Origin of the sequence: Acinetobacter sp. YZS-X1-1 (assembly GCF_000804305.1) — a bacterium.
GTDB classification, from domain to species: Bacteria; Pseudomonadota; Gammaproteobacteria; order Pseudomonadales; family Moraxellaceae; genus Acinetobacter; species Acinetobacter variabilis.
In genome coordinates this window covers 74,620-90,531 of the sequence record NZ_JWHB01000014.1, presented here as the reverse complement: position 1 = coordinate 90,531, position 15,912 = coordinate 74,620, and the positions used below count along the sequence as shown (strand labels likewise).

The following is a 15,912-nucleotide window of genomic DNA, read 5'->3' as shown; positions in this document are numbered from 1 at the left end:
GCAGGGGGCTTTTTTTATGCGTGGGGTTTAAATAGTTACAACTTTTTCTATTGATATTTTCTGATCTAAAAAATGAGTTAAGGAGTAATAAGGAGCAGCCAAAACTTCAGAGCTATTAGCTGCACCATATTGTTTGAAGTAATTAAATTTTATCTATTAATACTTCTTTAATATATTTAAGAATTTTCAATTATTTCCTATTGATCAAGCTGACGACGAGCATGTTTAAATGCTGTTCTTAGTCCTTCTTCTAAAGTCGGATGATAGTAAGGCTTTGCCAGAATCTGATGAATATCTTGCTCTGCATCAATCATCCAGGCTAGCATGTGTGCTAGATGTTCGGCTTGAGGGCAGAATAATTCAGCACCTAATAATTTTCCTGACTTTTTATCTATATATACTTCAGCTCCGCCTTTATTTTCTGCAAGGATTAATGCGCGTCCCTGTCTTTCGTAAGAAACAAAACCTCTAATATATTCCGTATTTTTCTCTTCTAGCTGTTTGAAACTTTGACCAATAATCGCCATTTCTGGTTGGCTAAATACGATTGCCAAAGGAGTTAGGGCAGAAATAGGTTGAACATCTGGAAAATTTAAGCAGTTTTGGACTACTTCTTTACCATTGTGAGCAGCTTCATGTTGAATTGGGGCATCAGGGGCTGCATCTCCAACAATAAAAATAGGGAAATTTGCTAATTGCTTGGTTTTTTTATTAATAGGTAGCTTTTTAACCTCTTGAAATTCAGAATTAATTTTTTCCAAATCTAATCGATCTAAATTAGAACTACGTCCAGTGGCTAAGAGTACATAATCTACTTCAATACTTTGCTTTTGATCATTCTCTATATAGTCAATTTTTACCTGATCATTAAGGAGTTTGACTTGATTTGGTAGGGTTTTAAATTTGATATCCAGCTCGTTATTTAGTTGATCTCTAACCAAAGCTTGTAGAGTTGGACTGGTGAGTGCACCTATTTTCTGACTACGAGCAAACATAGTAGTACGTACCCCTAAACGTTGCATGGCTTGAACCAATTCAATTGCAATGACGCCACTACCAATCACTGCTAAGGATTTAGGTAAATGTGAAAGCTCAAAGATTTCATCAGAAGTCAGGAGTTTATCGCCTAGTTCATTTTTTAAGGTGCCATCAAAATTTGGTCGAGAGCCTACTGCAATAATAAAACTTTTAGCTTGATAAGATTTTCCCTCTACTTGGACTGTTTGAGCATTAGTAAATTTGGCATGCCCTGATACTTTATGAGTTGAATCCCATTGTTCTACTTCTTTTAAAGTGGCCCGAATATAATGATCACGAAGCTTATGTAAGCGCTCCATAACAACTGAAGTATTTATTACTGCCTCATGTTTTAATCCGAAATTTTCTGCAGTTTTAATCTCATGCATACGATTAGCAGAAGAAATTAGAAGCTTGCTCGGCATACAGCCTACACGAGCACATGTAGTCTCCCATGAACCAGCATTAATAATTAAAATATTTTGGGTATATTTAATAGCTTCTTTATAAGCACTAATTCCTGCTGTGCCTGCACCGATAATAATAATGTCATACATAAATTGCTTACCAATTCTCAGAACATGAATATTTATATGCATGATTTACAATGTTTCTGATGTAAATTATGTAACTAGATTGCTTATTTTTGATATTTTGAGTAAATTTTGTGTAAAAGCCAGAAGATTAACTTTTATGGCAGCTTAACTATTATATGCAGTGGGAAAAAACATGAGTTTGTTTATAAATTTAAAAAAATTAGGGGTTAACACGACTGTTTTAGCAACATCGATTTCTTTAGTTGCATGTGGCGGGGGGGGGAGTGACGGTTACTATAATAATGACAATAATAGTCAACCAAATACAGGAGGAAATAATGGAGGCGGCAATGAATCTACAGATAATACAGCTCAAGTTCCAGAAAGCTTGAATATTAATTTGCAAGATTCGAGTGGCCAAAATATTGTTCAGGTTGTAGATAATTCAACTGTACAAATTGCTGTTCAGGTCTTAAATGCAGATAAAGGTGGAATTTCTAGCAAAAATGTACGATTAGCGATTAATGATTCAGATAAATTAGGTGTAACAAGTAAAAGTTCCTTAGTTGCTACAGCTGAAGATGGTATTGCTATTTTTGAGCTTAAAATTCCTTCAATTAATATTGAATCTGGTAAAGTACAATTAACTGCAACTGTAGATGGCACACAAGTTAAACAGGTATATACCCTTAATATTAAAAAATCTAGTGTAATTGTTAGTGATTATACTCTAGATGTGCCACAAGGCCTTACGATTGATTTACCAAATGGGACAGTTGAATTTTTTGTCCAAGTGACTGATCCAAAAGGTGGTTCTAAGTCAGGACAAACCGTTGAATTGTCTTTACCTGCTGAGTTACAAGGATTGTTTGTAATTAGCAACGGATCATCTGTACAGACAGATAGTGAAGGTAAAGCAAATTTTAAACTTGTAGCAAATAAAAATTTAACTGCGGCACAAATTCAACAGCTTGTAGATACATCTAAAACACTAAACTTTAAACTCATTGATGAGCATCGTGCAGAAAAGCAAGCAACTACGTCTCTAACATTTAAAGATATTGCAACAATTGTCGATAAACTTGAAATTATTAAGCCTGATGCACCGATTGCTGCAAAAAATGGCGAAGCACGTATTCGTGTATATGCCAAAAATTCCAATAAACAAGATTTAGCAGGTAAAAAAGTTCGCCTGGAGACCAATCAATCTGGTCGTGGTGTGACCTTGGATAAAACTGAAGCCATTACAAATGCACAAGGTTATGCGGAATTTATCCTAAAAAGTAATTCTGATACACCACTTGCTTTGAAGGATGAAGGGATTGAACTTAAAGCAACTTTCCTAGAGAACCCTGAGAAATTCGCGACCATTACTGTTGATGTCATTACTGCAGATGATAGTGCAACCGATCAAGAAGCTATTCAACGTCTAGAAATCGCTTCATCTTATAAAATCAATGCAATGTCTGACAGTGTTGAAATTAAGGTCAAAGCGATTGCGAACAATGGACATGCTGCGAAAAAAGGTAAAATCAAACTTACCTTAAATAGCGAAGCTGTAGCAAATGCTGTTAAGTTTGAAGGCAGTAGTGATGGTGTTAACTTTGATTTAAATGAAAGTCAGTCTGTCGGCGCAGAGGGTTATGTCACTTTCAGAATTAAAACACCAGCATCGCAAACAGCAGCAGCTGTAGAAGCATTAAAGGCTTCAGGGATCACAGCGACGTTTACAACAGATAACGGTATTAGCAATAATATTAAAATTGTTGTTGAAGATAAGGCTGTTGCAACTGAAGCAGTTAAGTATCTCTTAATTGACCCAATTAATGAAAACTTTGATCCTACCAAGAACCAAGACATTACGATTAAAGTAAAAGCAATTGGTGAAAAAGGTGGCCCTCTTAAAGATGAAAAAGTATCAATTAAATCTTTACTTTCAGATGATCAGCTGAATAAGTTGAGTTTAAGTTTAAGTACAGCTGCTGAAGTTTTAACAGATGCAAATGGTTATGCAGAGTTTGTTTATAAGTATCAATATAATAAATCTGCAGAACAGCAAGCGTTAGCTAAGCAAGGGATTACTTTTACATCCACGGCATTATCTAATCAAAAGACTCAAACGATTAAAGTTAACTTCAATACAAAGAGTGTCAGTGACAAAGTCAGCCTTGATTACTTTACTTTAGATACTGATGGTTTAGCTCAAATTGCACTTAATCAACAAACTGAAATTGTAGTACGTACGCAAGCCTTTGGTGTTGATGGTGCAGTTCTTGCTAATCAAGAATTAGCTATTGGTATTGATGAAACTTCGATGTCAAATGGTGTTTCATATGCCACGGCAACTAAGCTTGTATCGGATGCACAAGGTAAAGTTGAATTTAAATTAAAAGTTGCAGCACGTAATTTGACTGAATTAAATACCTTGATTGAAAAAGGACTAACTGTTGCAGTAGTGTCTTATCGTAATGATGGTTCTAAGCATTCAGTTACTCGTAAAATTGATTTAGTTTCAAACTCGATTATTGACACTGGAACGAGTCAAGTGGATTACCTCATGGTAGATCCAATCTTAACCCGTTTTGACTATACGCAAAATCAAGAAATTACCGTTCGTGTAAAAGCATTAGATGTCAATGGAAGCCCATTAGCAAAAGAAAAAATTCAGTTAAAATCTGCCCTAACTAATCAGCAGATGCAGCAGTTAGGCTTAAGTTTTACGACCCAAGCAGAACAAATCACTGATGCATTAGGTTATGCAACGTTTAAACTTAGTTACCAGTATAACGAAACGCATGAACAAGAAGAACTTGCGAAAAAAGGTCTTACTTTCAATGCTTTGGCAAATGGTAAGGTCAGTAATATTCGCATTAACTTTAAGGCTCCGAGCGATAGTATCGACTTAAGTTTCTTTACTGTCGATACAGATGGACAAGCCTTAATTTCGACCACTACAGATACACCGATCAAGATCCGTGTCAAGGCAATGGGTACAGATGGTAAGGTTTTAGCTAACCAACGTATTAGTATTGGTATTGATAATACTGCAGTTTCAAATGGCGTAACGTATGCGACCTCTAATAACCTAGTTACAGATGCATTAGGTAATGCTGAGTTCGTTTTAAATGCGAAACCAAAGAATAAAGATGAACTGAATGCGTTGCTTGCGAGTGGTGTAACAGTCGCTGTTAAAGCAACTGCAAAAGATGGTTCTGAATATACAACGCTAAGAACGATTAAGCTTATTGAGCAAGAGCAAGCATCGCAAGTATCTTCACTACTAATCGATCCGTTACAAGCAGCATATGACTATACAAAAGACCAAACAATTCAAGTACGCGTGAAAGCGATTGGTCAAGCTGGTCAGTCTTTACGTAATGAAAAAGTGAGCTTAACGACAGCCCTTAGTGCACAAGAGTTAGCTGATCTGAATTTAAGTCTTGTTGGCGATGTGACGAAACTGACTGATGATTATGGTTACGTGACATTCACATTTGACTATAAATACAATGCACAGTCTCCTGCACAAAAGAAACTGCTAAATGGTTTTGAAATTAAAGCAACTGCTAATGGAAAGACGAATAATACGATTATTAACTTTAAAGCACCTGCAAATGAACAAGAAATCAATCTTGATTATTTAGTGGTATCTACAGGTGGTCGTGCAGTTATCTCAACCGATAAACCAACAGAAGTGACGATTACAGCAACTGCATTGGCAACAAATGGTCAGGCATTAAAAGACCAGACTGTGAAAATTGAATTGAATGAAACAGAAACCAATAGTGGTATTTCATTTAATTCTGCGACAGAAGTTGTGACCAATGCACAAGGACAAGCCACATTTAAACTCAACATTGCACCAGAAAATGCATCTGAATTAGAAGCATTGCTTGCATCTGGTTTGAATGTTCGTTTATCTGCACAGCGTGTAGATGGTTCTGCATACAAAGTATCAAGAAAAGTTGAACTTTATAAGTCAGAAGCAGAAGCACCAAGTGAAGTTGATTATCTGATCATTGATCCAATTAGTGTTTATGATTACAGTAAAAATCATACCATTGCGGTACGAGTGAAGGCGATTGGTGAAGATGGTAGCGCATTACGTAATGAAAAAATTACATTGCGTCCTGAAAACATCTCAAGTGCAGAATTAGCGAAACTTAATTTAAGTTTAAATGGTGCTGCTGAGCAATATACCGATGATCAAGGCTATGCTGTCTTCGAATTTAGCTATAACTACGATGCACAATCTACAGAGCAAAAAAACCTTGCATTGAAAGGTGTAGCGTTATTGGCGACTGCAAATGGTAAAGAGCAGCGCACAGTTATTAACTTTGCGGAAACTCAAACTAATACGCTTGATTATCTTGTCATTGATATGATTGGTAAAGCTGTCATTGATACGGATGTAGAAACTAAAGTTGTATTATCAGTGCTTGCAAAAGGTACTGATGGTTCAGTTTTGGCAAATCAAAATGTTCAGATTGAATTGACCAATGAAAATGGTATTAATCTTCTTACAGCTTCATCAGTAGCAACTGATGCAGAAGGTTATGCAAAATTTGAATTCAGTGTGCATCCAAAGAACCAACAGGAATTAGAAGCATTATTGACAAATGGCGTAACAGTAAAAGTCTTATCTGCAGTTGCTGATGGATCTGTTCGTCAAGCTCAACGTAAAGTTGAATTAGTACAAGCCGAAGAGCAAGTTGAATCTAAAGTTGAGACTTTAGTTATTGATCCAATCTTAAATTCATTTGACTATACTCAAGATCATACGATTCAAGTACGCGTTAAAGCATTAGATGCTGCTGGCAGTACGCTGAAAAATGAAAAAGTTGCAATCACAACTGATATTCAAGCGAAATTAGCACAACTCAACTTTAGTTTAAATGGAGCAGCTGAACAGTTTACTGGTGATGACGGCTATGCGACATTTGTATTTGAATATAAATATGCAGAATCTACAGTACAGCGTGAGATCTTAAATGGTGTAACTGTTACTGCAACTGCAAATGGAAAAACACAGACGACAAAATTGAACTTTAGAGAGTCTTTAACTTCAGAAGCATTAGATTATATTTCTATTGATACAAATGGTTATGCTGCGATTGAAGAAAACGTACAAACTGATATTACTGTTAAGGTACGTGCAATCAATGTGGGTGGTAAAGCACTTGCTAATCAAGATGTAACGATCAGCTATAATGAACAAGCACATAATAATGGTGTTTATTTACTTGATCCAACAGGTGCGAATGTTGGTGCACAAACCTTTACGCAAAAAACGGATGCTGATGGATATGTAACCTTTACCTTTAAGGCATTGCCACGTAATAAAGCGGAAGTGCAAAAGCTGATTGATGATGTGACTGGTGATTTACAGGTTACATTAACAGCTAAACGTGCTGATGGTTCGAATTATGAAGCTTCTCGCCGTATTGATTTAAGAGCTCCTGATGTTGAGTCTACACCTGCAGAAGTTTTAATTGATCCAATTCTGCAAGCATTTGATTATTCAAAAGATCAAAAAATCATTATTCCAGTAAAAGCGTTATCTGCTGATAAGGGTGCTTTACAGGGTGCAAAAGTTACGATTGATACACCGGATTTAACCCTAGCGCAGTTAAAAACAGCACAATTCACTTTAACAGGTGAAGCAACTAAGCTTACTGATGCCAATGGTTACGCTTATTTTGAGTTTGAATATAAAGCAGCAAGTACTCAAGAGCAGATTAAGCTGGTGAGTCCAGGTGTTCGTATCACGGCGACCACCAGCAATGGTAAAGCTGCTGTTCAAACCTTGAACTTTAAATCGCCAAATGCCGGGCAGATTCTAGATTACTTTACCTTAGATGCATCTGATTATGTTGTTACATTGGGTGTGAATACACCTAAGACGATTCAGGTGACAATTAATGCGAAAGATACACAAGGTAATGCACTTGCAAATCAAGTCGTGTCACTAGGTTTAAATGAAGCTGCTTTAAGTAATGGTGTAAGTTTCAACACGCCATCTCAAGTCATGACAGATGACAAAGGTCTTGCAACATTTAGAGTGACACTCAATCCTCAAAGTGATACAGAAATTGAAAACTTGGCTGCAAATGATCTTGAATTTACAGCAACTGCACGACGTGCGGATGGTTCTGAATATACGCTGGTTCGTAAAATTGAGTTAGATAAAGCTAAGGTTATTTTACCTGAATTAGCGAATCTTATCTTTACGACAGTAGATGATAAGCCATTAGATACAATTTCTGTTCTTGGTGGTGAAACACGCGTCAAAATTAAAGCAGTTGATAAAGCTGGTAATACAATTCCAAACACGCCTATCGCAGTTGCACTATCTAGTTTAACTTCTAGTCGTGTGACATTAAGCAATGTACCAACTCAAACTAACAGTAAGGGTGAAGCTGAATTTACGGTTACCGTTTCTGAGGGCGCATATGATGCTAGTTTGATCAAAAATGGTATTGTCTTTGCAGTAGTTGGTACGAACTTAAATAATGGCGATCGTTTACAGCAAACAAGTGTAATTGGTATCACCGCTCCAGCAAATGCTTTAAATCCGCGTTTAACCTCAGATGTAAAAACAGTGACAGCTGGGCAAACAATTAAAGTGTATGCAGCTGTTAAAGATGAAATGGGGATTAATACTGCTAATGGTACACCAATGCAATTAACTCTGAATCCAGAAGCGATAGCTGCAGGTATTAAGCTGAGTGCTGAAGGAGTGGTGATACAAGGAAACGGTTCAGTTCCTATTGACTTGATTGTGCCAAAAGGTATTACAAAAACAGTATTAAGCTCTATTATGGTTACGGGTACTATTCGTGATCCACGTGGTAATAAACTTCAGACGGATCTGACTTTTACTGTTCAAGATATTAGTAATCCTTATCACTTGACGATAGATAGCAGTCGAGTATCTTTATCATCATCAGGTGATAGTGCATTTGTAACAGTTAAACTTCTTGATGCGAATCAAGGTGGGGTTGCCAATGAAACTGTAACTTTAGCGATTAATGACCCACGTAATGCTACGAGTATTAATGGTTCTTCACAAATTACAACAAATGAGTTTGGTGAAGCTGTATTTGAAGTATCAATGAAATCATTACAGGGAATATTATCAACTCCTGTTCTACCAATTGAATTAACAGCAACACATACCACTGCAACAGGTGCTATAGTAACTCAACCTGGTAGTATTCAAGTCCATTCACCAACAGTTCTAGCACCAACATTAGATTTAAAAATCAAGTCATCTAAAGATAAATTGAATCTAAGAGGCGATAGTGTTGAAGTGTCTGTATTAGTAGTAGACTTAGAAGGATCAAGTCAAACTGGAAAAGCAGTAACTTTAACAATCCCAGCATACAGTCAAAATGGTGCTTATATTCGTGGTGCATCAACTGTAGAAAGTGATGAGAATGGTTGGGCAAAATTTACAATTGTTATTGATGAAAGCTTGCGTGATCGAAACTATGACTTTGCTACTGCTGACCTACGTGTAGAGGCTATTGTTAAGGATGAACAAAATACAGAACGACGTGTACCTCATCGTATTGATGTTGTAAATTCAGAAGTGCCAGTAACTGTTGGTTCTATTGCTGTTAACTTTAACCCAACAGAGATTACATCAACAGCTAATGGGGTTTATTATCAAAAAGAAGGTTCTGTTCAATTAGTTGATGTTGATGGTAAACCTGTTGCAAATCAGGATGTTGTTCTGGATGTTCGTCCAACTTCTTATGTCATCGGTGAATGGATGTTTGGTATTCAAAAAAATCCATGGAAAGTCGTGACTAAACCTGTTTTAGATGCAAGTGGTAATCCTCTAACTAATCCTGATGGGACACCTAAGACAGAAGATGTAAAAGAATTGGATGCAGTTTATCCATTCACAAACTTGAAAGGTTGGATTAAACCAAATGACTATTACTATCCACTGTTGAATTTTACACCGTCACAGACATTAATGCAGAATTTGACAACTACATGTCCAATTAATGCAAATACTTCAACTTGGGCAGCTAATGGTCAGGCATTACGTGTGGTTCGCTTCCTAGGTGGGACAGCAAATAATAGTACAACTCATCCATATACTGCGACCTATCGTACAGATAGCACGGGTAGATTTGATTTCATTATTGAATATCCGAAAGCTAATGCACAATGGGTATCTGTAGAGGTTGGTGCGAAAACAACACTTGCACATACACCAACGAGAGGCTATACAACATTAACATTACCAAGTTTAGCTAGTGATTATGCGACTGATGGAAGTTATGCTCCGAACCGTGTAAGTCCATATACGACTTGTATTAATTGATCTAACTAAAAAAACAGCGCTTCGGCGCTGTTTTTTTTTATAGGAGCTAAAATTCAAAAAATTAAATAGAAGTTCCCACACTGACACCCACAGTAGGCTTAAAATTAATTGAACTACAACCCATCAATGCAAGACTGCAACATATAACCAGTAAGAATTTATACATACGCCGATCTCTGAAACTAAAAGGAGATGTTGACTAAAAGTACATTTCCCCAAATACCTTAGTCATCCAGCAAGTCCATCTGTTTCGCCAGCTGATATAAATTATTGGAGCGATTTCCTGTACGGCAGAACATCAAGATCGGTTTTGGTAATTCGTTATAATGGTTGGCAAAGGTGCGCACATCAAGCTCGGTAATCTGGCCAGCAACTACTGGCTGGAAGACATAATCCAGACCTGCACTACGAGCAGCCTCCTCAATTTGTACGCTGGTTGGCTGTTCAGGGCCACCTTCCATATCCGGACGGTTATTGATAATTGATTTAAAACCTTTTTCAACTACTTGAGAGATATGTTCAGGACCAATTTGGCCAGCAAAGCCTACATTTTCGCTCATGATGTCACTCCATTATGTCATTTATCTTGATATGCTTTATGATAGCATTAAGCTGAAAACATGATGGCCTAGTTCTGAAAAATTTATAAACGATTACAACTATAAAATAACGCAATGGAGCGCGTATGTACGCCTATACAGTCGAACCACTGTATGTCAAGAGCGGTCAGGAAGTGATTGCTGCGGATTTCTATCGTCCTCAACAGATTGACAAACCAGCTGTGATCCTGATGGCTCATGGCCTGGCTGCTTTACGTCATTTTAAACTGGTGCAATATGCCCAACGTTTTGCCAGTGCAGGTTATGCGGTGGTTCTGTTTGATTATCGCTATTGGGGAGGCAGTACCGGGCGTCCGCGTGAATTGGTGTCGATCGGTGCTCAGCTTGAAGACTGGCGTACCATGATCCAGCATTTACAGGCACGTAAATCCATTGATGCTAAACGGATTGTGTTATGGGGAACGGCATTAAGTGGCGGGCATGTACTGACATTGGCCGCAGAACTAAAAAATATTCAGGCGGTAATGGTACAGGTACCCTTTGTTGATGGTGCAGAAAGTGCAAAGCTTTATCCTTTGCAGCAATTGCCTAAAGCCCTGAAGATTTCTAGTCAGGATTATATGGGGGCAAAGGTAGGAATGGCGCCCAAGACCTTGCCGGTAGTTGATCGTCATGAACTCTGTTTTATGCCGACACAAGACAGTTATGAAGGATATCTATCCATTGTGAATCCAGATTATTACTGGAGTGGTCATATCCCAGCCCGGGTATTCTTTAAATTGATGCGATATCGTCCTATTCAGGAAGTCCGCAAAATCACTATTCCTGTCCTGTTTATCGCAGCACAACAAGACAGCCTGATTCCCATTGAAGCCAGTCGGGAAACCGCAACCAATATTGCACCATTTGTACAATATCATGAGTGGAATATGCGGCATTTTGATATTTATCATGGTGAATGGTTTGAAAAAGCAGTCTCGACCCAATTAGAATTCTTACATCAACATATTGGAGTGCGCTAGATGATCATTGTATGCCCGAATTGCCAGGCTAAAAATCGTGTGCCTGAAGAAAAATTAACGGCCGATCCAGCATGTGGTCAGTGTCATCAAGCTTTGGTTCCACTGGCGCCGATTGAGCTAAATGAACAGAACTTTAGTCAGTTTGTCACCCATAGTGATCTTCCCATCCTGATTGATCTATGGGCAGACTGGTGTGGTCCATGTAAAATGATGGCACCGCATTTTGCTGCTGTAGCAAAAGAAAATCCACAAGTGGTATTTGCTAAAATTGATACCGAAGCCAATCCGCGATTAAGCTCAGCATTTAATGTACGTAGTATTCCGACGCTGGTTTTGATGAATAAAACCAATGAAATTGCTAGAATAAGCGGTGCATTACGTTCAAGCGAACTACAAAAGTGGCTTGATCAGCAGTTAAATAATGCTCAATCCTAATTTAAAAAGCCTGGAGTTCAAGTGACAGATTCTCATATTAAACCAGAGGGAGTACTTTCCCTGCAGACGATTGCAATGCCTGCGGATACCAACTGGAGTGGAGATGTATTTGGTGGCTGGATTGTTTCACAAATGGACTTGGCGGGAGCAATTCATGCAGAGCGCTTTAGTAAAGGACGCTGTGCAACGATTTCGATTAACCAGATGACCTTCCTGGTTCCTGTGAAAGTCGGCGATGTCATTAGCTGCTATACCAAAATTCTAAAAGTCGGTAATACTTCAATCCAGATGCAAATCGAAGTATGGGACAGTCATGATAACTCACGTGCACCTGTACGCGTGACTGAAGGGGTATTTACCTTTGTCGCAGTGGATGTCAAAGGCAATAAACGTCCAATTCCGGATGAAGCAAAACAGAAATTTGCAGAATCTCAGCAGAACTCATAATTCATTAAATAAAAAATCCCAGATCATTGATCTGGGATTTTTTTGTCTGTATTGAAATTAGGCTGGCTTCAACTGATTCTTGGCAATCCAAGCCCAGAGCATCTCGCATTGAATCGGTGCTTCACCAGATTCATCAGTTACAATAACTTGTACTAGCGTTTCACCTTTTTCTGAACTTTGCATCAATTGCTGCTGTTCAGGAGTCAACGTAGCCACCGCAGTCATGGCACCTTTGGTTGGACGCTTAAAGTCCACTTTTAGGCTTTTAATCAAAACCACTGCGCTGTCAGGTACATTCATCGCAGTTACAAAGCCGGTTGCTGTTTCTGCCAACAGTGCCATGGCACAGGCATGAATCTGACCGATATGGTTCTGCATGGCCTTATGATTGGCCATACTCACCACAACTTTGGATGCACTGATTTCCTGATAGCGAATCTTGGCAGAACCGACCATTGGAACCACCCGGCCAAAGGTCTTACTCAATAAAGCAGTACGTATACCTTGCGGTAATCTTGATGTCGCTTTAACCAGTTTGGTCAGTCGGTTGCTCTTTGCCATAATTCCATCTACAGACGTTGCTGCCTTAGTCTTTAAAGTTATTGAACTGTAAAGGCAGACCGAATTGTTGTTCTTTCAGGAATGCCATCACTTGTTGCAAGGTATCGCGTTTTTTATCAGTCACACGAATCTTGTCGCCCTGAATAGAAGATTGCACTTTAATGCCGCTTTCTTTAATGGCCTTATTAATTTTTTTCGCCGTATCTGAGTCAAGGCCATCTTTAAGCTTGATCACTTGAACTACATTTTTGCCTGAAGCGGTCATTTTTTGTGGATCTAGTGCCTGAATATCCACTTTACGCTTGAAGAAATGGTTTTCCAGCATGGTATACACTTGCTCACATTGGAAATCACTTTCTGTGCTAATTTTAATTTCCTTGTTTTTTTCATTCAGTTCAATAGAAACATCCTGTCCACGGAAATCGAAGCGGGTTGCAATCTCTTTTTGGGTATTTTGAACTGCATGATTTACTTCAAAAATTTCTAATTCAGAAACAATATCGAAAGAAGGCATAGTTTAGACCTTTACAAAGGGAAAGAATATCTGAGATGCTAGGGATGTTTTCTTCATTTGCCAAGTGTTGTTTACATCAAAGGAGTGCGCAATGATCCGTAAACAAGAAATTACAACATTTGAGTTCCCAGAAAATGCTGTAATCTGGGATGTACGAGATGCAAGTGCTTATGCTGAAGCACACGTGAAAGGGGCGGTCAATCAGCCCATTAACGATCTTTCAGCAGATAGCCTGACTCAGGTGTCAGCGGATCAACCGATTTACATTTTATGTGGTGGTGGGAGTAAAGCTCCACGTGCAGCTGAAAAGTTAGAAGGTTTTGACAGCTCACGTGAATATGTCATCCTGATGGGTGGTACTCGTGCTGCTCGTGATGCAGGTATGCCACTGGAACAAGGTGCATAATTGACCTTGTGAAAAAAAGCGCCTAAGGGCGCTTTTTTGTTGTCTAGATTTCTTCAAAGCCCCTTTTTTTAAAGAGGGAATTAAACTCTTTCTAAAACTTCCTCCCTTGCGGAACAGTGTTCCTCACTCTTTATTAAAGGGAGGAGCTCTTTAATTTTGAGGCTTAAAATAAGGCTTCTTGGCTTTTACCTTCTTTTGAAAACGTGTTACGTCGAGTTTTTTTACCAAGTTTGAAGGTGCGGGGCAGGCTTCTCCCAAAATCTGGGCTGCCAGAATTTCACTACACAGTGGTGCAAATAGAAAACCTTTAGAGCCAAGACCCGCAAAACTGTAAACTTCTTGATCTACATTCATCTTACCGAGCAAGGGAAAATAATCCTGACTCTGGGCGCGTACTGCTGCTCGACCTTGCCAGGTTTCGGTAGAGGGTAATAACTGTGCATATTCAGGAAAGACACTGTGGATAAGTTCATAATTATGCACATGATCTTCTACTAAGACTTCTGCATCATCCCGGCCTGGATAGAATGAAGCACCCAAAATCAGTTGTTCGAGATTGAGCTGCATACAGTAACCGCCATAACTATAGGCTGTATCCTGATTTAGGGGCTGATCGTGATTATTGACCCAGCTAACCTGTCCACGAATCGGTTTCAGGAGTGGATAATTTTTAAAGAATTGCTGGGTATCACGTGCGGTACATACAATGATGTGATCAAACTTGCCTAAGGATTGTTGATCTGCAAATAACTCAGGTTGAGTAGTAGTTTCAATACGGTTAATTTTAGCCTGTACATATTGAATAATAGGATGCTGCAAAATTTCATCACGCAGTTGATGAGGTGAAACTGTGCCCGCTGCTAACAACTTTAAAGCTGGAAATTCAGTTTGAATCTCTTGGTCTGTTGCACTTTGAGCAGCAAGAATGTCTGCGGGATATTCATCTACCAATCCTAAAAGCTGTTCAGGATTTTTTAAGGCAAGCTGATTGACCTGAATTGAGCGAAAAGCTTTAAATTTCTGATAATGATTTAAGGCATGCTGCCAGGCCACCGTCATCAGATGTTCAGCACTTTGCTCAACTGGACACAGTTTAGGATTAAGCAGGGCAAGGGGATTGCCGGAACCGCCTGAAAGAGGCGCTGACTGGTCGTAAATCGTGACTTGATGACCACGCTGAGCGAATGTCAATGCTGCGCTTAAACCTGCGATTCCAGCGCCAATCACAGCGATTTGACGAGGTCTGGTAGGACTCTCTAGATCTGGTTCAGTTTTTTTCTGAGCAATTTCCAGCTCTAAAACCGTTTCACTGTCTTTATTTTCTTCAACAGGATTCCAGATCGCTTTCAGCATCTCACGTTTATGGCCAAATCCACGTGGACGGGAAATGGAGATTCCATGTCGTTTTAAACCACGCTTTAAGACACCCGCAACACTGAAAGAAGCAAAAGTTGTTCCGATCTCGGATAAACGCACAATGTTATTTAAAACATTTTCTTCCCACATGTCTGGATTACATGATGGTGCGAAGCCATCCAGAAACCAGGCATTAACAGGTGCAGTTTTTTCAATGACAGGAAAGACATCATGTGCATCTCCCAGCCACAGATCCAGACTGAAACGCTCTTCAGGAAAGCTGAGCCGATGACAACCGGCAATCGGCATTGGATATTGGGAGATGAGTTGATCTGCTAGCGGTTTCAATTCTGGCCAGGCATTTAAGGCACGGACTAAATCTGCTCTAGAAAGCGGAAATTTTTCTACTGAAATCGCATGCAGATGGCTTTGGTTATCCGGACGAACCTGTTGCCAGAGTTGCCATAACGCCAGAATATTTAAACCCGTACCAAAACCCGTTTCACCGACACAGAAATATGCAAAAGGTTTTAAATCGGCCAGACGGGTACTAAGTTCATTGCCATTTAAAAAGACATGCCGGGTTTCCAGCAATCCATTGTCTTTGGAAAAATACACATCACCAAATTGCTTGGACACAGGCACATCAATGCCATCCACCAATTGCCAATCCAGATCGGCAGTTTGAATTGCATGCGACAAAACGGGTACAACCTT

At 39.0% G+C, this 15,912-nt stretch carries 10 protein-coding genes; 5 read left to right on the top strand and 5 right to left on the bottom strand.

Features of this window, described 5'->3' with window-relative positions:
- Positions 1-197: 197 nt before the first annotated feature.
- Positions 198-1,574 carry a dihydrolipoyl dehydrogenase gene (locus RJ01_RS09330; protein WP_034170863.1) on the bottom strand — a complete coding sequence of 459 codons (1,377 nt, stop codon included), beginning with the start codon at positions 1,572-1,574 and terminating at the stop codon, positions 198-200.
- A 172-nt stretch (positions 1,575-1,746) separates the two neighbouring features.
- Between RJ01_RS09330 and RJ01_RS09325 the strand changes: the two genes are divergently transcribed.
- Complete coding sequence (locus RJ01_RS09325) at positions 1,747-9,894, top strand: hypothetical protein (RefSeq protein WP_034170862.1); 8,148 nt, start codon at positions 1,747-1,749, stop codon at positions 9,892-9,894.
- 224 nt (positions 9,895-10,118) lie between these two features.
- Here RJ01_RS09325 and RJ01_RS09320 read toward each other — a convergent pair whose 3' ends face one another.
- A complete protein-coding gene (locus RJ01_RS09320) occupies positions 10,119-10,454 on the bottom strand; it encodes a TIGR01244 family sulfur transferase (protein ID WP_004783676.1) in 336 nt (111 codons plus the stop codon).
- Positions 10,455-10,579: 125 nt separating this feature from the next.
- Here RJ01_RS09320 and RJ01_RS09315 point away from each other — a divergent pair, with 125 nt between their 5' ends.
- The 3 genes from RJ01_RS09315 (at position 10,580) to RJ01_RS09305 (ending at position 12,358) form a co-directional block, all read left to right on the top strand.
- The gene (locus tag RJ01_RS09315; protein WP_034170861.1) at positions 10,580-11,476 is read left to right on the top strand and encodes an alpha/beta hydrolase; all 897 of its coding nucleotides are present in this window, start codon (positions 10,580-10,582) and stop codon (positions 11,474-11,476) included.
- Positions 11,477-11,911: a thioredoxin TrxC gene (gene trxC / locus RJ01_RS09310; RefSeq protein ID WP_004783672.1), complete on the top strand. Its 435-nt coding sequence runs from the start codon at positions 11,477-11,479 to the stop codon at positions 11,909-11,911. It begins immediately after the preceding gene.
- Between the two features lie 75 nt (positions 11,912-11,986).
- The gene (locus RJ01_RS09305) at positions 11,987-12,358 is read left to right on the top strand and encodes an acyl-CoA thioesterase (RefSeq protein WP_171523022.1); all 372 of its coding nucleotides are present in this window, start codon (positions 11,987-11,989) and stop codon (positions 12,356-12,358) included.
- A 57-nt stretch (positions 12,359-12,415) separates the two neighbouring features.
- Here the strand turns inward: RJ01_RS09305 and RJ01_RS09300 are convergent, their stop codons facing one another.
- Together RJ01_RS09300 and RJ01_RS09295 are read right to left on the bottom strand one after the other, a co-directional pair.
- Positions 12,416-12,919, bottom strand: coding sequence for a DUF4442 domain-containing protein (locus tag RJ01_RS09300; protein WP_034170860.1), 504 nt, complete (start codon positions 12,917-12,919; stop codon positions 12,416-12,418).
- 25 nt (positions 12,920-12,944) lie between these two features.
- The gene (locus RJ01_RS09295; protein WP_004783667.1) at positions 12,945-13,433 is read right to left on the bottom strand and encodes a YajQ family cyclic di-GMP-binding protein; all 489 of its coding nucleotides are present in this window, start codon (positions 13,431-13,433) and stop codon (positions 12,945-12,947) included.
- A 91-nt stretch (positions 13,434-13,524) separates the two neighbouring features.
- On the opposite strand from RJ01_RS09295, the gene RJ01_RS09290 reads away from it, so the two are divergent.
- Complete coding sequence (locus RJ01_RS09290) at positions 13,525-13,839, top strand: rhodanese-like domain-containing protein (RefSeq protein WP_005233835.1); 315 nt, start codon at positions 13,525-13,527, stop codon at positions 13,837-13,839.
- A 150-nt stretch (positions 13,840-13,989) separates the two neighbouring features.
- Here RJ01_RS09290 and mnmC read toward each other — a convergent pair whose 3' ends face one another.
- Entirely contained in the window at positions 13,990-15,897 is a 1,908-nt protein-coding gene (gene mnmC, locus RJ01_RS09285; protein WP_034170859.1) for an FAD-dependent 5-carboxymethylaminomethyl-2-thiouridine(34) oxidoreductase MnmC, read from the bottom strand.
- Between the last annotated feature and the right edge of the window lie 15 nt (positions 15,898-15,912).